Source organism: Xylanimonas allomyrinae (assembly GCF_004135345.1).
Lineage (GTDB): Bacteria > Actinomycetota > Actinomycetes > Actinomycetales > Cellulomonadaceae > Xylanimonas > Xylanimonas allomyrinae.
On record NZ_CP035495.1, the window covers coordinates 3,308,049 to 3,329,475 of the forward strand.

The 21,427-nt window shown below is 74.6% G+C and carries 16 protein-coding genes and 1 pseudogene; 10 read left to right on the forward strand and 7 right to left on the reverse strand.

Features of this window, described 5'->3' with window-relative positions; translation table 11 throughout:
• Positions 1-619 precede the first annotated feature (619 nt).
• Genes ET495_RS14885 through ET495_RS14895 form a run of 3 tightly spaced genes read left to right on the forward strand, consistent with a single transcriptional unit; the run spans position 620 to position 1,977 of the window.
• A complete protein-coding gene (locus ET495_RS14885; protein ID WP_129205430.1) occupies positions 620-1,180 on the forward strand; it encodes a hypothetical protein in 561 nt (186 codons plus the stop codon).
• Positions 1,177-1,488, forward strand: a complete 312-nt coding sequence (locus ET495_RS14890; RefSeq protein WP_129205431.1) for a hypothetical protein — start codon at positions 1,177-1,179, stop codon at positions 1,486-1,488. Before ET495_RS14885 ends, ET495_RS14890 begins: the two co-directional genes overlap by 4 nt.
• 24 nt (positions 1,489-1,512) lie before the next feature.
• Positions 1,513-1,977 carry a hypothetical protein gene (locus ET495_RS14895; RefSeq protein ID WP_129205432.1) on the forward strand — a complete coding sequence of 155 codons (465 nt, stop codon included), beginning with the start codon at positions 1,513-1,515 and terminating at the stop codon, positions 1,975-1,977.
• 359 nt (positions 1,978-2,336) lie between these two features.
• Here the strand turns inward: ET495_RS14895 and ET495_RS14900 are convergent, their stop codons facing one another.
• Positions 2,337-3,551: a glycosyltransferase gene (locus ET495_RS14900; RefSeq protein ID WP_211340860.1), complete on the reverse strand. Its 1,215-nt coding sequence runs from the start codon at positions 3,549-3,551 to the stop codon at positions 2,337-2,339.
• 66 nt (positions 3,552-3,617) lie between these two features.
• Positions 3,618-4,289, reverse strand: a complete 672-nt coding sequence (locus tag ET495_RS14905) for a uridine kinase family protein (protein WP_129205433.1) — start codon at positions 4,287-4,289, stop codon at positions 3,618-3,620.
• Between the two features lie 183 nt (positions 4,290-4,472).
• Between ET495_RS14905 and ET495_RS14910 the strand changes: the two genes are divergently transcribed.
• The 5 genes from ET495_RS14910 to ET495_RS14930 all read left to right on the forward strand — a co-directional run bounded on the left by ET495_RS14910 (position 4,473) and on the right by ET495_RS14930 (position 10,232).
• Positions 4,473-5,171 carry a FadR/GntR family transcriptional regulator gene (locus ET495_RS14910; protein ID WP_129205434.1) on the forward strand — a complete coding sequence of 233 codons (699 nt, stop codon included), beginning with the start codon at positions 4,473-4,475 and terminating at the stop codon, positions 5,169-5,171.
• A gap of 54 nt (positions 5,172-5,225) precedes the next feature.
• Entirely contained in the window at positions 5,226-7,472 is a 2,247-nt protein-coding gene (locus tag ET495_RS14915; protein WP_129205435.1) for an LLM class flavin-dependent oxidoreductase, read from the forward strand.
• Between the two features lie 93 nt (positions 7,473-7,565).
• Positions 7,566-8,627, forward strand: coding sequence for an aldo/keto reductase (locus ET495_RS14920; RefSeq protein WP_129205436.1), 1,062 nt, complete (start codon positions 7,566-7,568; stop codon positions 8,625-8,627).
• Between the two features lie 26 nt (positions 8,628-8,653).
• Entirely contained in the window at positions 8,654-9,526 is an 873-nt protein-coding gene (locus ET495_RS14925; protein WP_129205437.1) for a PfkB family carbohydrate kinase, read from the forward strand.
• Between the two features lie 40 nt (positions 9,527-9,566).
• Positions 9,567-10,232: a ThuA domain-containing protein gene (locus ET495_RS14930; protein ID WP_129205438.1), complete on the forward strand. Its 666-nt coding sequence runs from the start codon at positions 9,567-9,569 to the stop codon at positions 10,230-10,232.
• Positions 10,233-10,351: 119 nt separating this feature from the next.
• Here the strand turns inward: ET495_RS14930 and ET495_RS14935 are convergent, their stop codons facing one another.
• The 3 genes from ET495_RS14935 to ET495_RS14945 form a co-directional block, all read right to left on the reverse strand.
• Positions 10,352-10,858: a tRNA (cytidine(34)-2'-O)-methyltransferase gene (locus tag ET495_RS14935; RefSeq protein WP_129205439.1), complete on the reverse strand. Its 507-nt coding sequence runs from the start codon at positions 10,856-10,858 to the stop codon at positions 10,352-10,354.
• Complete coding sequence (locus ET495_RS14940; protein ID WP_129205440.1) at positions 10,855-11,841, reverse strand: DUF808 domain-containing protein; 987 nt, start codon at positions 11,839-11,841, stop codon at positions 10,855-10,857. The genes ET495_RS14935 and ET495_RS14940 overlap by 4 nt, the downstream gene beginning before the upstream one ends.
• A gap of 154 nt (positions 11,842-11,995) precedes the next feature.
• Positions 11,996-13,864 carry a phosphoenolpyruvate carboxykinase (GTP) gene (locus ET495_RS14945; protein ID WP_129205441.1) on the reverse strand — a complete coding sequence of 623 codons (1,869 nt, stop codon included), beginning with the start codon at positions 13,862-13,864 and terminating at the stop codon, positions 11,996-11,998.
• Between the two features lie 108 nt (positions 13,865-13,972).
• Here ET495_RS14945 and ET495_RS14950 point away from each other — a divergent pair, with 108 nt between their 5' ends.
• Both ET495_RS14950 and ET495_RS14955 read left to right on the forward strand, forming a co-directional pair.
• Positions 13,973-15,454, forward strand: a complete 1,482-nt coding sequence (locus ET495_RS14950; protein ID WP_129205442.1) for an XRE family transcriptional regulator — start codon at positions 13,973-13,975, stop codon at positions 15,452-15,454.
• Positions 15,451-16,053 (forward strand): 4'-phosphopantetheinyl transferase family protein, encoded by a 603-nt coding sequence (locus ET495_RS14955; protein WP_162616505.1) that lies wholly within the window; start codon positions 15,451-15,453, stop codon positions 16,051-16,053. The genes ET495_RS14950 and ET495_RS14955 overlap by 4 nt, the downstream gene beginning before the upstream one ends.
• A gap of 40 nt (positions 16,054-16,093) precedes the next feature.
• Here the strand turns inward: ET495_RS14955 and ET495_RS14960 are convergent, their stop codons facing one another.
• Entirely contained in the window at positions 16,094-17,422 is a 1,329-nt protein-coding gene (locus ET495_RS14960) for a M1 family metallopeptidase (RefSeq protein WP_129205444.1), read from the reverse strand.
• An 11-nt stretch (positions 17,423-17,433) separates the two neighbouring features.
• A pseudogene (locus ET495_RS14965) lies at positions 17,434-21,350 on the reverse strand (Pls/PosA family non-ribosomal peptide synthetase).
• Positions 21,351-21,427 lie beyond the last annotated feature (77 nt).

The following is a 21,427-nucleotide window of genomic DNA, read 5'->3' on the forward strand; positions in this document are numbered from 1 at the left end:
ACCGTCATCGAGGTGAGCGCCCAGGGGGACCCGATGCGGGATTAGGGCGATCGATTGAACAATAGGTCGGTGCGGCAGGGCGCGGCAGGGACGGGGGAGTCGTCTCGTGACACGGATTCCGCGGTCAGAATGGCGGAACCGTGCGGCAAACGGCCCGTACTGACGGGGCGCGGTGATCGATCTGACACCGCGCGGGCGCAGTGCTGGAGACGTTCAGACTCGCGCGAGCCGGTGCCCGGCGCCGCGGTGCGCGCGCTCGATCAGCGTGGCGTACCCCGCGAGCATGCGCACGTGGCTGAAGCGGGGGCGCACGCGGGTCGGCGTGGGGCCCAGGTCGTCGCGGGCGCGAGAACGGGCCGAGCGCGAGGCCGCCGCGTCTGAGCGCGACGCGACGCCGACCGGCGGCTACGCTCTGCCGCATCCGTACAGCGACGGGTCGCGAGAGTCTGTCAGTCGTCAGGCTGCGCGACCAGTGGCCCAGCGCAGCCGCCCCACCCCGAGCGCGCGCCGGTTGACGAAGAAGTCGACGCCGGTCGGACAGCGAAAGCAAGCGCCAGAGCGTGGGCACCGTCCCCGCGCATAGAAGGTGCGAGACGCACGCTCACGGGAGGGGAAGGACATGGTCATCGACCAGCCGAGGAGGCCACGAGGCACGCCGACTGGCGGGCAGTGGGACCGCGGGGCGAGCGGGGGCGCTGCCGCCGAGTTGGACGGCGGAGGCGACGCGAGGGCTCGTGAGATCGACCAGTACAACGCCCGGGCGGGCGGGTCGTTCGTCATCCCGCCGGTGCCGCGCGACGCGGAGCAGCACTACAACTACTTCTTCACCCATGCGCGAGTGCCGGACGACGTGGTGCTCACCGTCGCCTCGGCGTTCGCGAGGAGACGGGAGGCGGAGATCGACGCGGCGTACCGCGAGGCGTACGACGCCCACAACGGCGACCGGCGAACCGACCCGGCCCGGACGGCGATGGGTCGGCGCAAGGAGCACGCGCGCACCTGCCCCTACGACAGCGCCGAGGACTGCGGTCTTGCAGCCGCGCAGGCGAACGAAGACGCCTCCCCCGGAGCATCGCCCCGGCCGACTGGCGAGAGATCATCCTTGCCGAGCGGTGCGCAGAGTCGGCGAACCGACTCAGCGAGGAGGAGCACGCTCGCTTGCTGGAGTTCCCGGTCATGACCGTTCAGGACGGCCAGTCCACCATCAGAGAGTTGGTCGAGCGGTACCGGGTGCTGGACCTCGTCGGCTACGACGGCCTGCTTCCCCGGAACACCGAAGAGAGTGACGAGTTCATCAAGGAGGCGGTGCGCGAGACGGTCGCCGAGGCGACCGACCGGATCGTCGCCGCACTCGGAGGGGTCGTCTCCGCGCAGGAAGGCGCCGCACGAGACGCGCAGCGGTGGCGGGCCAAGGACGAACGCCGTCGCCAGTTCTACATCGACCAGCAGAACGCCGGGCGCTTCTTCGCGAAGCCTCACCCGGACTGAGACACGACACAAGGAGGACCCGCCATGCGCCGCGCCCTGCTCACCATTCCGCTGCTCGCCGCCGCTCTCGTCGCCGGATGCGGCGGCGCGACCGGGCCGTCCGACGACCCCATCGAGACCGTCAAGAGGCTCCACGCTGCCTACCTCGACGACGACCCCGAAGCCGCGTGCGTGCTCTTCGCGTCTCGCAGCGACGACGGCAAGGTTGTCGAACCGCTCACGGCTGCCGACGACGAACACAACTGGAACGTCTGCATCAAGAACGTCACCCGGCAGCACAAGGTGCTGAGCGAGGAAGGGATCACGGAACTCCTCGTCAACCCGGACGAACTCACGCGCAAGACCGAGTCGTATGTCCTCCTCGGCTGTGATCCGAGGGTCGAAGGCGTCATCGACTGCCGCACCATCGGCCTCGTCAAGCATGACGGGAAGTGGTACGTCGCCTCCAACTCGTCGCGCTTCGCGTACTACGGCGACTACGGCGACTGAGCGCCCTCAACCCACCTGGGGCGGAACCCCGGCCGAACGCTCGACCCAGCCGACAAGCACCGCGTGCGCGATGGCGCGACGGTCGTTGCCCCACGGGGAGAACCCGCGCGTCGTGCAGGTGTAGAGCGTCAGCAGACGACGCGCATGCGGCCGCGGCAGTGCCGACGAGCGCCTCGCGCAGGGCGCCCTCTGAACGCCCGTTGGCGGCGGCATCGATGGGTTCCGGCCTCTACCACCAAGCGCGCGGCATCTGCGGCCGCGGGACGGCGCCGTCGTCGAGCGGGTCGTGTGCGCGGGTCAGTGGGCGCGGTGGCCCCGGTGATCGATCTGACACCGCGCGGGAGCAGTGCTGGAGACGTTCAGACTCGCGCGAGCCGGTGCCCGGCGCCGCGGTGCGCGCGCTCGATCAGCGTGGCGTACCCCGCGAGCATGCGCACGTGGCTGAAGCGGGGGCGCACGCGGGTCAGCGCGGGGCCCAGGTCGTCGCGGCGGGCGGCGGCCTGGATCCAGGTCTCGGCGATCTCCGCGGGGTCGAACCCGGTCACGAACCCGATGCCCTCGACGATGCGCGCCGAGTCGCCGACGGGCGTGGTCACCGGGATCGCGCCGCACATGGCCCCCTCGATGAGGCACAGCGGCGCCGCCTCGCCGAACACTGACGTCAGTGCGACGACGTCGGCCGTCGCGAAGACGAGCTCCATGTCACCGCGCACGCCGAGCGCATGCACGCGGGTGAGCAGGTCGGGGCGGTCGCCGAACGCGAGGTCGAGCTCCGCGACGAGGTCCGGGTTGGCTTCCGACATCCCGGCGCCGCACATCAGGACGTGGCCGGCCGGCTCGCGCTCCAGGAAGTGCCGCGCGGAGGCCACGAACAGTCCGGGGTTCTTCATGGTGTCGAAGCGCGCGGCGAAGACGACGACGGTCGCCTCGGGCCCGATGCCCTCGGCGCCTCGGAGCGCGAGCCGCCGCGCACACGAGACGGGGCGGAAGCGCGCGAGGTTGATGCCGTTGGGCACCACGCGCAGCAGCGACGCGGGCACGCCGGCGTCGCGGTAGGCGTCGCGGGCGGACTCGGCACAGCAGACGACGGCAGCCAGGCGGCCGGTGCGGGCGGCGACGAGCAGGTCGTCGAGCGCGGTGCCCTGGTGCTCGGGGTCCGAGCGGTGCAGGCACGCGACGACGGGCCGCTCGACGCCGTCGAGCTGGTTGACCAGGCGCAGCGGCTGCTCCTTGAGCGACATCACGACGTCGGCGCGGCGCACCGCGGCTGCCGCTCGGGCCAGCTCGACGTCGGTGAACCGGCGAGGGTCGAGGCCGTCGTCGGTCGATCGGCCCAGGGTGGTGACGGGAACGCCTGCGGCGCGCAGGAGCTGGTAGCGGTGGTCGTCGGTCATGCGCTGCACGGTGGCCTCGCGGCGCACCTGCGCGTGGATGCTCAGCGCGGCGTGGCGCTGGCGGCCGGCCGCGTGCAGCCCGGCGACCACCGTGGTGTGAAGCTGGCGGGCGCCGCCCGCGAAGAAGCCCTCGTAGAGCGAGAGCACGCGCAGGTCGCGTGGGGACGGGCTCAGGGTCACAGGACCACCTCCTCGCGCCAGCGTGAGCGGCGCGGGTGAGGCAGGCGTGTCGTCCGAGTTAACTTCCTATGACTTTTCAGGGGATGGCTTGGCGGAACCTTGACCGGCGAGCGTGCGGATCGCGCGTTCGGCCTCGGCGGGGGTCGCTGCGCGGCACCCGAGCGCGAGCCAGCCGTCGATCAGGCGCGGCTCTGCGCGCAGGAGGGCCCAGCCGCGCCGCAGGAGCGTCGGGAGAGGCTTGCGCGCCTCGGCGACGTCGCGCAGCAACCGGAACCAGAACGTCACCCAGGCGGCGCGCCGCAGGCAGATCGCGTCCGCCAGGATGCCCTCGGCGCGGCAGGCGGCCACGAGCTGCGCGGCGAAGATGCCCTCCGCGATCACGACGGCGCAGCCCGCCGTGTCCACGAGCGTGCTCCCGGTGCGGGCGTTGCTCGGGATGTCGTAGACGGGGATGTGGGCGCGGCCCGTGGTGGCGAGCGTGCGCAGCGCGTCGAGGGCACCGGCGGCGTCCCACGTGCGGGGGTCGTCCCAGTCGACGACGCCGAACCGGCGGGGCAGGTCGGGGTGGTCGCCGTTGTGGTAGAAGTCGTCGAGCGTGACCACGGGCAGGCCCAGGCGCCGGGTGAGGGCCGTCTTGCCCGACCCGGAGGCCCCCGTCAGGAGCACCACGCGAACGAGGGGGCGGCGGGCGCCGTCGGGCACGTCGAAGAGCGCGTCGGACTCGCGTGCGGTCGTCACGGTGGACCATTGTCCGGCACCCGGGCCGCGCCGACCGCTCGTGTGTCCCCCGTGTACGCCCCACGCGTCCCCTGCGCGTCCCCTGCGCGTCCCGGCGTGGCGGGCTACCCAAATCGCGGCGTCCGATGCTCACGTCACGTCGTGTTCTCGCCTGTGGTCCGTCCACAGCCCTAGACTGAGGGGATGCGTACCCACGAGAGAGTTCTGGCCCAGATCGAGGAGAACCTCCGCACGGGCGCGTGGGCCCTCGGCGAACGGCTGCCGGGTGAGCGCGCTCTGGCGGAGCAGATGGGGGTGTCGCGGCCGTCCGTCCGGGAGGCCGTGCGTGTGCTGGAGGCGATGGGGATCGTCCGCACCGCCGTCGGCTCCGGACCCGAGGCAGGGGCGACCGTCGTCGACCGCCCCGCTGCGGGACTCGGCGCCGCCGTACGCCTGCACATCGCCTCGGGCACGCTGCCCGTGCGTGACGTCGTCGCCACGCGTGCCGCCCTGGAGACGTGGGCCGTCGGCCAGGCGGCCGCCCGGTTCGAGCCCGAGACCGACCTGACCGAGGCACACCAGCTCCTCAAGGAGATGGACGAGCCCGAGGTCTCAGCGGCCCAGTTCGTGCACCTCGACCAGCAGTTCCACCTGGGGCTCGTGCAGCTCGGCGGCAACCAGCTCGTCGAGGCGATCCTCACCGGGATGCGGTCCGTCGTCGGCAGCTACGTCACCGCCGGGGCCGAGCGTCTGCCGTCCTGGGCGACCACCGCCGTCCGGCTGTGCTCCGAGCACCGTGCCATCCTCGACGCCGTCGAGCGCGGTGAGGCGCAGGCGGCCGAGAAGCTCGCCCACGACCACATCTGGGGCTTCTACGAGGAGACCGGCCTGGCCTCCGAGTAGTTCCGGAGCAACCCTCCGGAACAAACGGTTCCACCACACCGGTTGACGCCGGGTATGACGGACTACGGCCACGACCTGGCCTTCGGCAGCTTCATCACCCCGTCGAACACCGATCCGCAGGCGCCCGTGCGCCTGGCGCGCCTCAGCGAGGACGTCGGACTCGACCTCGTCTCGTTCCAGGACCACCCGTACCAGCCCGCGTTCCTCGACACGTGGACGCTGCTGAGCTGGGTCGCCGCCGCGACCGAGCGCGTCACGGTCGCGGGCAACGTGCTCAACCTGCCGCTGCGCCCGCCGGCCGTGCTGGCCCGCGCCGCCGCGTCGCTCGACCTGCTCAGCGGCGGCCGCGTCGCGCTCGGCATCGGCGCCGGCGGGTTCTGGGACGCGATCGAGGCCATGGGAGCCCGGCGGCTGACGCCAGGCGAGTCGGTCGACGCGCTGAGCGAGGCGATCGACGTCATCCACGGCATCTGGGACGCGAGCGAGCGGCGCGCGCTGCGCGTCGACGGCCACCACCACCACGTCGTCGGCGCCAAGCGCGGTCCCGCGCCCGCGCACGACATCCCCCTGTGGGTCGGCGCCTACAAACCGCGCATGCTGCGGCTGCTCGCGCGCAAGGCCGACGGCTGGCTGCCGTCGGCGCCCTACCTCAAGGACGGCGACCTGGCCCGCGGCAACGCCGTGATCGACGAGGCGGCACTCGCCGCCGGACGCGACCCGGCCGAGATCCGCCGCCTGCTCAACCTCGGCGCCCCGCCCGCGACCACCAGCGAGTGGGTCGACCAGCTCGTGCGCCTCGCGCTCGACGACGGCGTCGGCACGTTCATCGTCATGGGCGACGACCCCGACACGATCCGTCGCCTCGGCCAGGAGGTCGCACCCGCGGTGCGCGAGGCCGTCGCGGCCGAGCGCGCGTCCCGCGGCACGGCCCCCGCCGCGACCCGGCGCGGTGCCGCCGCCATCGCACTGCGCCGCGAGGGCATCGCGTACGACGACGTGCCCCGGTCGTTACAGGACCGCGCGGTCGAGCCCGGCGACCGCGCCTACGCGAGCCTGCGGCACAACTACCTGCGCTCGGGCGCGCCCGGCATCGTGCTGCGCCCGCGCGACGCCGAGCAGGTCGCCGAGGCGCTCGGGTTCGCGCGCGCCCAGGCAGGGGTGCCGCTCGGGGTCCGGTCGGGAGGCCACGGCATCAGCGGCCGCTCGACCAACGACGGCGGCGTCGTCGTCGACCTGGGGGCGCTCGACGCGATCGAGGTGCTCGACGAACGCACGCGACGCGTGCGCGTGGGCGCCGGCGCCACCTGGGGGGCCGTCGCCGCGGCCCTGGCCCCGCACGGCTGGGCGATCACGTCGGGCGACTACGGCGGCGTCGGCGTCGGGGGCCTCGCGACCACCGCCGGCATCGGCCTGCTGGGCCGCTCACAGGGCCTGACGATCGACCACGTGGTCGCGGCCGACGTCGTCACCGCCGACGGGCGGATCGTGCGCGCGTCCGCCGACGAGAACCCCGAGCTGTTCTGGGGGCTGCGCGGCGCCGGGGCGAACCTCGGCGTCGTCACGTCGTTCGACCTGACGGCCGGCGCGCTCGGCGACGTCGTGTACTCCCAGATGACGCTCGACGCCACCGACACCGCGGGCCTGCTGGAACGGTGGGGCGCGACCGTCGAAGCCGCGCCGCGCGAGCTCACGTCGTTCCTCATCCTGTCCCCGCCGCGGCGCGGGCAGTCACCGGTCGCACAGCTCATGACGGTGTGGGCGGGCGCGGACACCGACGCGGCCGTCGCACAGCTCGAGGCGCTCGCCGACGCCGGCCCCCTGCTGCAGCACCAGGCGTACCTGCTGCCGTACAGCGGCGTGGTCCAGCCCGTCGAGCGGCACCACGCGGGCGGCGGAGACCCAGCGGTGCGCTCGACGCTCGTCACCCACCTCGACGACGCCGTGGCGCGCGCGTTCGAGAAGGTCGCGTGGTCGGGCGACGCGTACTTCCTCCAGGTGCGCGCCACCGGCGGGGCCGCGCACGACGTCGCCCCCGACGCCACCGCGTACGCCCACCGGCACCAGAACTTCCTACTCACCGCCATGTCAGGGTCGCACGAGCGGCTCGACCCCCTGTGGGACGCCCAGCTCGGGCCGTACGCCGACGGGCTGTACCTGTCGTTCGACACCGACACCCGCCCCGAACGCCTCGCCGACGCGTTCCCCGGGCGCACGCTCGACCGGCTCCGGGCGCTCAAGCGGGACTGGGACCCCGCCAACGTGTTCCGCAGCAACTTCCCGATCCCGCCCGCCGAGGCGTGACCGCGCGGGGACGTGACCGCGCCGGGCCGCGCCGCACGTGACGCGCGGCGCCGCCCGGGGTGCCGCTTGGCCGTCAGCGGGCAGGATGGGCACATGCCCACCGCACCCCGGTACCTCGCTGACGAGGCGCGCTACGAATCCATGACCTACCGCCGCACCGGCCGCTCGGGGATCGACCTGCCCGCGCTGTCGCTCGGCCTGTGGCACAACTTCGGCGACACCACGCCGTTCGCCACCCAGCGCGACGTCGCCCGCCGCGCGTTCGACCTCGGCATCACGCACTTCGACCTGGCCAACAACTACGGCCCGCCCTACGGGTCGGCCGAGGAGAACTTCGGGCGCATCCTCGCCAAGGACCTGCACCCCTACCGCGACGAGATCGTCATCTCGACCAAGGCCGGCTACGACATGCTGCCCGGCCCCTACGGCGACCACGGCTCCCGCAAGTACCTGCTCGGCTCGCTCGACGCCTCGCTGGACCGCATGGGCCTCGACCACGTCGACATCTTCTACCACCACCGCCCCGACCCCTCGACCCCGCTCGAGGAGACGATGGGGGCGCTCGCGGCTGCCGTCCACGCGGGCAAGGCGCAGTACGTCGGCGTCTCGAACTACTCCGCTGCCCGCACGCGTGAGGCCGCCGCCCTCCTCGACGACCTGGGCGCGCCGCTGCTCATCCACCAGCCCAGCTACTCGATGTTCAACCGGCACGTGGAGCAGGCGACGGTCGTCGACCCGTACGACGGTCAGCAGGCCGAGCCGCTGCTCGACGTCGTCGAGGACCTCGGCGTCGGGGCGATCGTCTTCTCGCCGCTGCAGCAGGGACTGCTCACCGGGCGCTACCTCGCGGGTGCGGCACCCGCAGGATCGCGTGCCGCCCGGCCCGACTCGCCGTTCCTCTCGGCGTCCAACCTGTCCGAGACCTACCTGGAGCGGGCGCGCGCCCTCGACGCCGTCGCGCAGGGTCGCGGCCAGACGCTCGCCCAGCTCGCCGTGTCCTGGGTGCTGCGCGACCCGCGCGTGACGTCGGCCCTCGTGGGTGCGTCGAGCGTGGCGCAGCTCGAGGACACGGTCGGGGCGCTCGCGGCCGCGCCGCTCACCGCCGAGGAGATCGCGGCGATCGAGCCGTACGCCGTCGACGGCACGGGCCGCTGAGCGCGGTCCCGAAAGGGGGACAGGACGTGGCGGAGACCGGTGCGGTGTCCTGGTTCGGCGGGCTGACCACGCTCGACGTCGTCCACCGCGCCGTCGCGCCCGCGCGCAACGAGAAGGTGACCGCGACGCGCCAGGACGTCACGGCGGGCGGTCCCGCCGCGAACGCCGCGGTGACCGCTGCCGCGCTCGGCGTGCGGGCCGTGCTGGTCAGCGCGCTCGGCGCCGGGCCCGTCGCCGCCGCGGCGCGCGCCGACCTGGAGGCGCACGACGTCGCGATCCTCGATGTCGCCGACGCCGGGTTCCCGCTCGCGGTGTCCGCGGTGCTCGTCGACGACGCGACCGGTGAGCGGTCGGTCGTCTCGCCCGACGGCGCGCTCGCGGCCGCCCCGGCCCCCGCGCCGGGCGCGCTCGACGCCCTGCCGCACCCCGACGTCGTGCTGCTCGACGGGCACCACCCGGCGATCGCGCGGGCGCTGCTCGCGTGGGTCGCGACGGCGTCACCGCGACCGCGCGTGGTGCTCGACGCCGGGCGGTGGCGGCCCGTGTTCGCCGACCTGCTGCCCGTGGCCGACGTCGCCGCGCTGAGCGACGACTTCCGGGTGCCCGGCCACGCCGACGCCGCGGCGGGGGCGCTCGCGCTCGGTGCGCGCGCCGTCGTCGTCACGCACGGGGCCGACCCGGTCGAGTGGCACACCGCGGCCGGTGACTCCGGGGCCGTCGTGGCGCCGCGCGTCGAGGCGCGCGACACGCTCGGCGCCGGCGATGCGTTCCACGGTGCGCTCGCCGCCGCGCTCGCGCAGGGCGACGCGCTGCCGGCCGCCGTCGAGCGCGCGGTACGGATCGCGAGCGCGCGCGTCGCCGTCGTCGGGCCGCGCGCCTGGCTCGAGGACGTGCGGTGAGGCCGCGCGAGGCGGGCAGCGCCCAGGCCGGGGCCGGGCGATGACGGACCGTGCGCGGATCCTCGTGCTTGCCGGGCGCGGCCGCCACGAGGACCCCTGGCACGACCACGCCGCGACCTCGCACCGGCTCGCGCTCGTGCTCGCGGCGCTCGGCGAGGTCGAGGTCCGCTCGACGTTCCGCGACGCGCTCGACGACGTCGCCGGCGTGGACCTGCTGGTGCTCAACGTGGGGGCGCCGACGCCTGGGCATCCCGACGACGCCCCGGCCTGGACGCCCTTCCACGAACGGCTCGACGCGTGGGCGCGCGCGGACGGGCGGATCCTCGCCGTCCACCAGACGGCCCTCGCGTTCCCTGACGCGCCGGGCTTCGGGGAGGTGCTCGGCGGGCGCTGGGTCGAGGGTGTCACGGGCCACCCGCCCATCGGGGGCATGCGGCTGACGGTCGCGGGCGGCACGCACCCCATCACCGCGGGTCTCGGCGCGGTCGAGGCCTACGACGAGCGGTACTGCCGCCTCCGGGTCGCGCCGTCGTCGCAGGTTCTGGGCTGGGTGCACGACGACGACGAGCCGCACCCGGCCCTGTGGGTCAGCACGGCGCACGGCGGGCGGACCGTCTACAGCGCGCTGGGTCACGACGCGCGCTCGTACGACTCGGCGGGCCACCAGGAGCTGCTGCTGCGCGCGGCGCGGTGGCTGCTGCGCTGAACGGACACTGTGCGGTCAGGTAGGCAGTCTGTCGTCTACTCGTGCACCCGGGCGCACGAGTAGACGACAGACTGCCTACCTGACCGCCGGTCCGGGCCAGGGGAGGGCGCGCCGAGAGTTCAGGACCCCGGAAAGCCGAGCTGCCGCCACGCCTCGTACGTCGCGATCGACGCCGCGTTGGTCAGGTTGAGCGAGCGGCGCCCCGGCAGCATGGGCAGCACCACGCGCTGGGTGATGCGCGGGTGCGCGAGCACCTCGTCGGGCAGCCCGGTGGGCTCGGGGCCGAAGAGCAGCACGTCGCCTCGCTGGTAGGCGACGTCGGTGTACGACGTCGCCGCCCCTACCTCGAACGCGAAAACGCGCGCGCCCGGCAGGGCGTCCATCGCGGCCTGGAAGCCCGGGTGCACGTCCAGCACGGCGAGGTCGTGGTAGTCGAGCCCGGCCCGGCGCAACTTGGACTCCTCGAGGTCGAAGCCGAGCGGCTCGACCAGGTGCAGCCGGGCGCCCGTGACGGCGGCGAGCCGGATCGCGGACCCGGTGTTCCCGGCGATGCGCGGCTCGAAGTAGACGAGGTGCGCGAACGGGGCGGCCGGCGCGGCGGGGGCGGAGGCGTGCGGGTTGCTCATGCGTGTGCGGGCTCGTCGTCGTGCGAGGCGTGCTTGCGGCCGAACGGCAGGAGGTGCACGACGGCGAGCACCGCGGCCCCGACGGCCAGCCCCACGACGGCCGAGCACAGCGTCTCGAACAGCCAGCCGAGCGCCCCGCCCACCCCGGCGACGCCGTCGGCGATGGCGTGCTCGACGTGCCGCACGGCGTCGAACGGCGCCGTCCAGCCGAGCTCGTGGACGCCGTTGAGCAGGATGTGCCCACCGACCCACAGCATCGCGACCGTGCCGACGGTCGCGATGACGCCCAGCACCTTGGGCATGCCCACCACCAGTGCGCGGCCCAGGGCCTGCACGCCCGGCGACCGCCGTCGCGACAGCGCCAGGCCGATGTCGTCCATCTTCACGATGAGGCCGACGACGCCGTAGACGCCCACGGTGATCACGAGCGCGACGACGACGAGGATGATCAGCCGGTCCCAGAACGTCTCGTGGGCGACCTCGTTGAGCGAGATGACCATGATCTCGGCCGACAGGATGAGGTCGGTGCGCACGGCCCCGGAGATCAGCGTCTTCTCGGCGCTCGCGCCCTGGACGGCGACGGGTGCCGCCGAGCTCACGGCGCCGGGCTCGTGCGCGGCGTCGTGCCCGCGCACGCGCTCCCAGATCTTCTCGGCACCCTCGTACGACAGGTAGAGGCCGCCCAGCATGAGGATCGGCGCGAGCGCCCAGGGCGCGACCCAGGACAGCAGCAGCGCGACCGGCAGGATGATGAGCAGCTTGTTGCGGATCGAGCCGAGCGCGATCTTCTTGACGATCGGCAGCTCGCGGTCGGGCGTGACGCCCGTGACGAACTGCGGCGTCACCGCGGTGTCGTCGATGACGACGCCGGCGGCCTTGGCGGTCGCCTTGCCGGCGGCCGCGCTGACGTCGTCCAGAGAGGCCGCGGCGGCCTTCGCGATCGCCGCGACGTCGTCGAGCAGGCCGAGCAGGCCGGCGCTCATCGGGTGGCCCCCGTCGTGGGTGGGGTGCCGAGGTCGTTCACCATGGCCGGAAGCCTACGGGAGCGAGCGCTCCCGCAGGCTTCCGGTGTTCAGGCCGTCTGCCCCGTTGCGAGACGACCGCCGCCGGTTCCGGGGGCCCCCGGGAACCGGGCGCTCAGCCGGCCGCGCGTGCGAGCCGCTCCCGCAGGTCGGCGAGCTGGTCGCGCAGGCGCTGGGGCACGCGGTCGCCGAACGTGTCGAAGAACTGCTCGGTGAGGTCGGCCTCCGTGCGCCACGCCTCGGTGGGCACGTCGAACAGGGCCTGCAGGTCGTCCGCGCTCACGTCGAGGCCCTCGGTGTCGAGGGCTCCCGGCGCGGGCAGCAGGCCCACCGCGGACCGCACCGCCCCCGTGTCGGTGCGCACGGCACGCGCACGGTCGAGCTGCTGCACGATCCACTCGATGACGCGCGAGTTCTCGCCGAACCCGGGCCACAGGAACCGGCCGTCGGCGCCCTTGCGGAACCAGTTGACCTGGAAGATGGCGGGGCGATTCTCGGCCTCGAGCCCGTCGCCCACCTCGAGCCAGTGCGCCCAGTGGTCGGCCATGGTGTAGCCGCAGAACGGCATCATGGCGAACGGGTCGCGGCGCAGCTCGCCGACCGTGCCCTCGGCGGCGGCGGTGCGCTCCGAGCTGATCGTGGCACCCAGGAACACGCCGTGGTCCCAGCCGCTGGCCTGCACGACGAGCGGCACGTTGGTGGCCCGGCGCCCGCCGAAGACGATCGCGTCGACGGGGACGCCCGCAGGGTCCTCCCAGTCGGGGGCGATGCTCGGGCACTGGGCGGCCGCGACGGTGAACCGCGAGTTGGGGTGTGCGGCCGGGCGGCCCGCCGCGCCGTCGGCCGGCGTCCAGTCCTGGCCGGTCCAGTCGATCAGGTGCGCGGGCGCCTCGGGCGTCAGGCCCTCCCACCACACGTCGCCGTCGTCGGTCAGCGCGACGTTGGTGAAGATGACGTCGTGGCCCAGCGTCGCGATCGCCGTCGGGTTGGTGTCGACGCCGGTGCCGGGGGCGACGCCGAAGAACCCGGCCTCGGGGTTGATGGCGCGCAGCCGGCCGTCGGGCCCGGGGCGCATCCACACGATGTCGTCGCCGAGCGTCTCGACCTTCCAGTCGGGGATCGTCGGGCGCAGCATCGCGAGGTTGGTCTTGCCGCACGCGCTCGGGAACGCGGCCGCGAGGTGGTAGGTGCGCTGCTGCGGCGAGGTGATCTTGATGAGCAGCATGTGCTCGGCGAGCCAGCCCTCGTCGCGGGCCATGACCGAGGCGATGCGCAGCGCGAAGCACTTCTTGCCGAGCAGGGCGTTGCCGCCGTAGCCCGACCCGTACGACCAGATCTCGCGCGACTCGGGGAAGTGGACGATGTACTTGTCGTCGTTGCACGGCCACGGCACGTCCTGCTCGGCCGGGGCGAGCGGCGCGCCCACGCTGTGGACGGCCGGCACCCACTGCTGCCCGCCGCTGATGAGGTCGAGCACGTCGCGCGAGACGCGCGTCATGAGGTGCATGGAGACGACGACGTAGGGCGAGTCGGTGATCTCGACGCCCACCTGCGAGATGGGGCCGCCGACGGGGCCCATCGAGAACGGCACCACGTACATCGTGCGGCCGCGCATCGAGCCGGCGAAGACGTCACGCAGCTCGCTGCCCATCGCCGCGGGGGAGCGCCAGTTGTTGGTCGGGCCGGCGTCCTCCTCGCGCTCCGAGCAGATGAACGTGCGCGACTCGACGCGTGCGACGTCGGCGGGGTTCGAGCGGGCGAGGTAGGACCGGGGTCGCTTGGCCTCGTCGAGCTTGATGAGCGTGCCGGACTCGACCATGCCGTCCAGGAGTCGCTGCTTCTCTTCGTCGGAACCGTCGCACCAGACGATGGCGTCCGGGCGGGTGAGCGCGGCGACCTCCGCGACCCACGCCTCGACAGACCCGCCCTCGGGTGTGACGACGGCGGTGGCGTGGGTGGTGGACGTGGCGATGCTGGTCGGCATGGTGCCTCCTTCTTTCTGACCTGGCACCCTCGACGATTCCGCAATCAAGGGGGTCTTTGCTAGCCCCTACGCTGTCAAGATCGAAACATCTTGACGTACAGTGAAAGAGTGCCTGCTGACGCCGCCTCTCCCGACCTCCTCACGCTCGGCCGCCGCGTGCGCCACCTGCGCACACGCCGCGGGCTGACGCTCGATGCGCTCGGCGCCGCCGTCGGGTGCGGCCCGTCACTTCTGTCGCTCATCGAGAACGGGCGGCGCGAACCCCGCCTGTCACTCCTGCGCGCCCTGGCCGACGCCCTCGGCGCCGACGTCGGCGACCTGCTCGCGCCCGAGGCCCCCGACCGGCGCTCGGCGCTCGAGATCGCGCTCGAGCGCGCCCAGCGCGGGCCCCTGTTCGACGCCCTCGGCCTGCCCGTCGTCAAGCCCTCGCAACGGCTGCCCATGCCGGTGCTCGAACAGCTCGTGGGCCTGCACACCGAGCTCACGCGTCGTGAGGAGGCGGCCATCGCCACCCCCGAGGAGGCCCGCCGCGCCAACACCGAGCTACGGCTCGAACGCCAGAAGCGCGACAACTACTTCCCCGAGATCGAGGTGGTCGCCGAGCAGATGATCACCCAGGCCGGTTACTCGGGCGTCGGCGCGGTGACCCACCGCACGGTCGCCCGCCTGGCCGGGACCCTCGGCTTCGAGATCCTGTACGTCCAGGACCTGCCGCGCTCGGCGCGCACGGTCACCGACCTGAAGAACGGCCGCATCTACCTGCCGCAGGCCTCGACCCCCGGAGGTCACGGGCTGCGCTCGCTCGCGCTGCAAGCCGTCGCGCACCGCGTGCTCGGCCACGAACGGCCCCGCACGTACGGCGAGTTCCTGCGCCAGCGCGTCGAGATCACCTACTTCGCCGCCGCCTGCCTCATGCCGCGCACCGCCGCCGTCGACTTCCTCCAGGCGCGCAAGCGTGAGAAGGACCTCGCCGTCGAGGACTTCCGCGACGCCTTCGGCGTCACGCACGAGGCCGCCGCGATGCGCCTGACCAACCTCGCCACCGCGCACCTCGGCATGCCGCTGCACTTCCTGCGCGTGGGCGACGACGGCGTCCTGTTCCGCGGCTACTCCAACGACGGCATGCCGTTCCCGCAGGACGTCTCGGGAGCCATCGAGGGCCAGCTCGTGTGCCGCAAGTGGGCCGCGCGCGCCGCGTTCGAGCGCCGCGACCGCGCCACCGAGTACTACCAGTACACGGACACGCCCGCAGGCACGTTCTGGGGCTCGGTGCAGATGGGCTCGGCCAGCGCGGACACCCCCGGGTTCGGCGTCGGCGCGTTCTCCATCACCGTGGGCGTTCCCTACGCGCACGCCAAGTGGTTCCGCGGACGCGACACACGCCTGCGCCGCGTGTCCACCTGCCCGGACCCCACCTGCTGCCAGCGCCCGCCCGCCGCGCTCGCCGACCGCTGGGCCGCGAACGCCTGGCCCAGCGCGCGCATCCACCAGCAGGTGCTCGCCGCGCTGCCGCGCGGCGCGTTCCCCGGCGTCGAGGACGCCGACCTGTACGCGTTCCTGGACCGGCACGCCCCCCAGGGCGAGGGGTGAACGGGCCTGTCCTGCGCGTCGCCACCGCCCACGGCGACGGCGGTGCCGCCAGCCGCGATGCGCTCCGCTCGCGGCTCCTGGCCGACGTCCTGCGGCAGGTCGGCGTCGACGCGCCCGTCACCCTCGTGCGGCGGTGCCGGGTGTGCGGCTCGCACGCGCACGGCAAGCCGGAGGTCGCGGCGGCGCTCGCCGTGGGCGTGCACGTCAGCCTCGCGCACACGTCCGCGCGGACCGCCGTCGTGGCAGCCACCGGACCGGTGGGGGTCGACATCGAGGACGTCGACGCCGTCGCGGCGCACCCGGTCGCGGGAGTCCTGCTCTCGCCCGCCGAGCACGAGGCCGGGCATCCCCTCGACGCCGAGTCGCTGACCCGCACCTGGGTGCGCAAGGAGGCGCTGCTCAAGGCGACCGGGTACGGCCTGCACGTGCCGCCGTCGGCCGTCACGCTGAGCCTGCCCGGGGCGGGTGAGCCGCGGCTGCTGGGCTGGGCGGGGCCGGGTGCCGCGCCCGTCCCGGTCGCGTGGGACGAGGGACGCTGCACCCGGGCCGGGCTGCCGACGGCGCTGACGGCCGTCGTCGTGCTCGCCGGGGCGCCGTAGCCCGGGGCCGGCGCAGGCCACCCGCCGAAGCGCCGGGCCGTCAGAGGGCGACGGCCGGCCCGGCCAGCGCCGGCAGCGGCGCCGCGTCGAGCCACCCCGTCAGCGTCGCCTCGGCCGCCTGACCGCAGCGTTCCGCGACCAGCGCCCGGAAGTCCGACGTCGCCACGGTCGCCCACCGGAACCGCCGCGTCCACTCGCGCAGCAGGTCGAAGAACGCGTCGTCGCCCACGTGCAGCCGCAGCGCGTGCAGGGTCAGGGCCCCGCGCTTGTAGACCCGGTCGTCGAACATGAGCGCGGGGGTCGGGTCGGCGAGGACGAGGTCCTGGGGCAGGGCCGCCAGCCGGGCGTGGTGCTCGCGCGCGAGCGCGTCCGCCGTCGGGCCGCCCGACGCCTGCGACCACAGCCACTCGGCGTAGCACGCGAACCCCTCGTGGAGCCAGATGTCGCGCCAGGTCGCCGCGGTCACGGAGTTGCCGAACCACTGGTGGGCGAGCTCGTGGGCGACGAGCCGGTCCTCGGGGCGCGTCCCGTCGAGGTGGTTCGCGCCGAACACGGCCGCCCCGTGGGCCTCGAGGGGTATCTCGAGGTCGTCGGCCGTGACCACCACGGTGTAGGAGCCGAAGGGGTAGGGGCCGAACAGCTCCTCGAACACGCCGACGAGCTCGTCGTGCCGGTCGAGGTCGTGCGCGACCGCCGCGGCCTGCGCGGCCGGCCGGGCGACCTGCATCCGCGGCGTCGTGCGCTCGCCCAGCGGGACGACGTCGTAGCGGCCGATCTGCACCGTGGCCAGGTAGGTGGACAGCGGCTCGGTGCGTTCGAACACCCAGGTGCGCGTCCCGGCGCGGCGCGTCACCTTCGCGACGGGAGCGTTGGCGACCACGGTGTACGGGGCGTCGGTGGTCACGGTCAGGTCGAGCGTCGCCTTGTAGCCCGGGTGGTCGTTGCAGGGGAACCAGGTGGGCGCGCCGTCGGGCTGCCCGGCGACGAGCACACCCGCGCGCAGCTCTTCCCAGCCGGTCTCGCCCCACGGGCCGCGCGCCGGCTTCGGGTTGCCCGCGTAGGCGACGGTCAGCGTCGTCGTCGCGCCCGCGGCGAGCGGGCGCGGCAGGCGCACCCGCAGGGAGCGGGGCTTGCGCGTGAACTTGGCCGGCTTGCCGCCCACCTCGACGCGCGTGACGCGCAGGCCGATCAGGTCGAGCCGCACCTCCTCGACCGGGTGCAGCGCGCGCACCGTCAGGCGCGCGGTGCCCTCGAGGCGGTTGGGCTCGACGCGGTAGCGCAGGTCGAGGGCGTAGTGGTCGACCACGTGCTCGCACGTGCCATGGGTGGGCACGTAGCGGTCCGGGGCCGTGGTGCGACGGTGCGGCATGGCCGGTGACACTACCGCTCCGCGCGGTCGTCGCCGAGGGTCCACGGCACCACGGGATTGCCCTGCCAGCGCGACCCGCCGGGCAGCATCTCGCCGCGCATCACGAGCGACGCCGGCCCGGCCACCGTCCCGCGGCCGAGCCGCGCCGCGGGCAGCACCACGGAGTGCGGCCCGACGGTGCCGCCGTCCTCGACCGTCACCTCGTCGAGGCTCATGACGCGGTCGTGGAACAGGTGCGTCTGGAGCACCGTGCCGCGCCCGACGGCGGTGCCGTCACCCAGCGTGACCAGGTCGCCCTCGGGCAGCCAGTACGTCTCGCACCACACGCCCCGGCCGATGTGCGCGCCCATGCTGCGCAGCCACGCCGCGAGCAGCGGCGTGCCCAGCACATGGTTGGCGAACCACGGCGCGGCCACGACCTCGGTGAACGTGTCGGCCAGCTCGTTGCGCCACACGAACCCGCTCCACAGCGGGTGCTCCGTCGCCCGGAACCTGCCGACCAGCAGCCACTTGACACCCGTGGTGACCGCGGCCGCGAGCAGCCCCGCGACGAGGAGCGCACCGCCCGTGGCGAGCGCGGCGACCGCCCAGCCCGCGGCGCGAGCGGCCTCGAGCAGCACGACGACGACGCCGGTGCCCAGCGCGGCGGCCACGACGACGGCCGTCAGGCGCAGCACCTCGACGGTGCCGCGGGCCCACAGCAGCCGCGCCGGCGGGTCGTACGTCAGGCCCTCGTCGTCGGGCCCGGCGGCCGAGCGGGGCAGCATCACGGGCGGGCTGCCGATCCACGACGATCCCTTCTTCGCCTTGTGCGGCGCGGCCGACAGCACCGCGACGAGCCCGTTCTTGGGCACCGAGCGGCCCGGCGCGGTGATGCCCGAGTTGCCGAGGAACGCGCGCCTGCCCACCTTCGCGCGCTCGACGCGCATCCACCCGCCGCCCAGCTCGTACGGGGCCACCATGGTGTCGTCGGCGAGGAACGCGCCGTCGGAGGCCTCCATCATCTTCGGGATGCCGACCACCGTGGACGCCTCGACGTGGCGGCCCATCCGCGCGCCCAGGAGCCGCAGCCACCCGGGGGTGAACACGCTGGAGTACAGGGGGAACAGGGCGGTGCGGGCCGCGTCCATGACGCGTTCGGTGCACCACGCCTGCCATCCGACGCGGCTGCGCACCGGGTGGAACCCCGCGTGCATCCCCAGGCTCAGCAGCCGCACGAGCACGAGCGTGCCGAGCGCGTACGCGGCGAACGCGGCGAGCGTCGCCGCCGGGAGCCACGCGAACGCCGACCTGAGCACGGCCGCGGGCGTCGCGTCGTCGTCGGCGCCGGACAGCAGCACCAGCACGCCGACGCCCACCGCGGCCAGCGGGTGCAGCGCCAGGGCGGCCCCGCTGACCTGATACGCGGCCGCCCAGCGCCGCGCCCGGGGCGGGCGCCGCTCGGGCCACGGGTGCTTGACGTGGCTGCGCCGCCGTGTGGCCGGCGACCCCTCCCAGTACTCGTCGGTGCCCGTCGCCCCGACGACGGCGGAGCCCGCCGCGACGTCGGTGCCACGCCCCACGCGAGCGCCCGGCAGCAGCACGCTGCGCGCCCCCACCATGGCGTCCGGGCCGACGACGATGCGTCCCACGTGCAGCACGTCGCCCTCGAGCCAGTGCCCGGCGAGGTCCACCTCGGGCTCGATCGCGGCGCGGTCGCCCACCGTCAGCAGGCCCGTGACGGGCGGCAGCGTGTGCAGGTCGACACCGCGGCCCACCGTCGCGCCCAGCGCGCGGGCGTACAGGCCCACCAGCGGTGCGGCGGCGATGGTCAGCCCGCCCAGCGCCTCGACGACCTGCTCGGCGAGCCACAGCCGCCGGTGCACCGAGCCGCCGCGCGGGTGGTCGCCCGGGGTGACGCCGCGCAACAGCAGCCGGGCGGTACCCGCGGCGAGCGCGAGGCGGCCGGGCGCGCTGACGAACGCCAGCCACGCGAGCGCCAGCCACGGCCAGGGCGCCGTGGGCAGCGAGCCGAGCAGCCGGGTCAGGCCCGGACCCAGGCCGCCGTCGCCGGGCAGCAGCGTCAGCAGCGTCACGACGAGGGCCGCCCACGTCGCCCAGCGCAGCCCGGCGACCAGCCGCAGCACCACCACCATGAGCACCTGGAACGCCTGCGTCGCGGCCGGGGTGGGCGCCCCGACGGGCGGTGCCTCGGCAGGCGCGGGCGTGCCGTACGCGGACTCCAGGTGCGCGGCCAGGTCCTCGACCGTCGGGTGGGCGTACAGGTCGGCGACGGTTGCCGCCGGGTAGCGCTCGCGCACGGCCGAGACGACCTGCGCCGCGGTGAGGCTGCCGCCGCCCAGGTCGAAGAAGTCGTCGTCGGCGGCCTGCGGGGCGACGCCCAGCACGCGCGTCCACAGCCCCGCCACCCAGGCGACGGTGCCCTCGCCGAGACCGGGCGCGGCGTCGTCGTCGGTGCCGGGCAGCGGCCACGGCAGCGCGTCCCGGTCGACCTTGCCGCTCGTGCGCGTCGGGATCTCCTCGACCACCCCGAGCAGCGGCACCAGCGCGGCGGGCAGCACGTCGCGCAGGTGCGTGGTGAGGGCGGTCGTGTCGAACGCGGCCGGGTCGGCCGGCACGACGTAGCCGACGATGATCTGGTTGCCGGCCGCGGTCCGCCGCACGGCCGCGGCGGCGGCGCTCACGTGCGGGTCGGCGAGCAGCGCCGCGTCGACCTCGCCCAGCTCGATGCGGCGCCCCCGAGCTTGACCTGGTCGTCGGCACGCCCCACGAACCGCAGGCCCGCGGCCTCGTTGACCACGAGGTCGCCCGAGCGGTACGCCCGCTCCCACCCGAGCGCGGGCAGCGGGGCGTACTTCTCGGCGTCCTTCGCCGCGTCGAGGTAGCGCGCCAGCCCGGCACCGCCGATGACGAGCTCGCCCGTGGCGCCCTCCGCGACCGGCTCGCCCGCCTCGTCGACGACGACGAGGTCCCACCCGTCGAGCGGCAGCCCGATCCGCACGGGGCCGACGCCGTCGAGCAGCGCCGCGCACGCGACGACCGTCGCCTCGGTGGGACCGTACGTGTTCCACACCTCGCGGCCCGGGGCCACGAGCCGCGCCGCCAGCTCGGGCGGCACGGCCTCGCCGCCGAAGATCAGCAACCGCACGCCCGCCAGGTCCGCCGCCGGGAGCAGGCCCGCCAGGGTCGGCACCGTCGAGATCGCGGTGATGCCCTGCGCGGCGACCCACGGCCCCAGGTCGAGGCCCGTGCGGACCAGTGCGCGGTCGGCCGGCACCAGGCACGCGCCGTACCGCCACGCCAGCCACATCTCCTCACAGCTCGCGTCGAACGCGACGGACAGACCCGCCATGACGCGATCGCCCGGACTCAGGGGGGCGTCCTGGAGGAACAGGCGAGCCTCGGCGTCGACGAACGCGGCCGCGTTGCGGTGCGTGACCGCGACGCCCTTCGGGACCCCGGTCGAACCCGAGGTGAAGATGATCCAGGCGTCGTCGTCCAGGGTCGGGGCCGCAGCGGCACCCCCCGGGGCGTCCTGCCAGGCCGGGCCGGGCGTGATCTCGCCGTCGTCCCCGACGACGGCGACCACCGCCGCCTCGCCGAACACCAGGTCCGCACGCTCCGCCGGGTCGTCCCGGTCGACCGGGACGTACGCCGCGCCCGCGCGCAGCACCGCCAGGATCGACAGGTACAGGTCCGCTCGTCCCGACGTCGCCCGCACCCCGACCCGGTCGCCGCGCCGCACCCCCGCCGTCGCGAGCGCCTCCGCGCGACGCTCGACCTCGGCGCCGACCTGCGCGTACGTCCACACCCGGGAGCCGTCGTCGATCGCCGCGGCGCCGGGATGCGCGGCCGTCGTGGCGGCGAGGACGTCCACCAGCGTGCGGGGCTCCGGCGCGCGGTCGCCCGCGAGCAGGGCAGGAGGCACGGTCACGCGGAGGGTCCTCTCGTCGCCGGGGAGAGCGGCACGCCGCCGTCGGTCAGGATACGGGCGACCCGGGCACG

Bases quoted from the DNA above. Each gene is read 5' to 3' on its own strand.
- ET495_RS14940 (WP_129205440.1), bottom strand. From the start codon at position 11,841: ATGAGCGCCGGCCTGCTCGGCCTGCTCGACGACGTCGCGGCGATCGCG.
- ET495_RS14915 (WP_129205435.1), top strand. From the start codon at position 5,226: ATGACGGACTACGGCCACGACCTGGCCTTCGGCAGCTTCATCACCCCG.
- ET495_RS14960 (WP_129205444.1), bottom strand. From the start codon at position 17,422: ATGCCGCACCGTCGCACCACGGCCCCGGACCGCTACGTGCCCACCCAT.
- ET495_RS14910 (WP_129205434.1), top strand. From the start codon at position 4,473: ATGCGTACCCACGAGAGAGTTCTGGCCCAGATCGAGGAGAACCTCCGC.
- ET495_RS14895 (WP_129205432.1), top strand. From the start codon at position 1,513: ATGCGCCGCGCCCTGCTCACCATTCCGCTGCTCGCCGCCGCTCTCGTC.
- ET495_RS14945 (WP_129205441.1), bottom strand. From the start codon at position 13,864: ATGCCGACCAGCATCGCCACGTCCACCACCCACGCCACCGCCGTCGTC.
- ET495_RS14890 (WP_129205431.1), top strand. From the start codon at position 1,177: ATGACCGTTCAGGACGGCCAGTCCACCATCAGAGAGTTGGTCGAGCGG.
- ET495_RS14885 (WP_129205430.1), top strand. From the start codon at position 620: ATGGTCATCGACCAGCCGAGGAGGCCACGAGGCACGCCGACTGGCGGG.
- ET495_RS14935 (WP_129205439.1), bottom strand. From the start codon at position 10,858: ATGAGCAACCCGCACGCCTCCGCCCCCGCCGCGCCGGCCGCCCCGTTC.
- ET495_RS14920 (WP_129205436.1), top strand. From the start codon at position 7,566: ATGCCCACCGCACCCCGGTACCTCGCTGACGAGGCGCGCTACGAATCC.
- ET495_RS14930 (WP_129205438.1), top strand. From the start codon at position 9,567: ATGACGGACCGTGCGCGGATCCTCGTGCTTGCCGGGCGCGGCCGCCAC.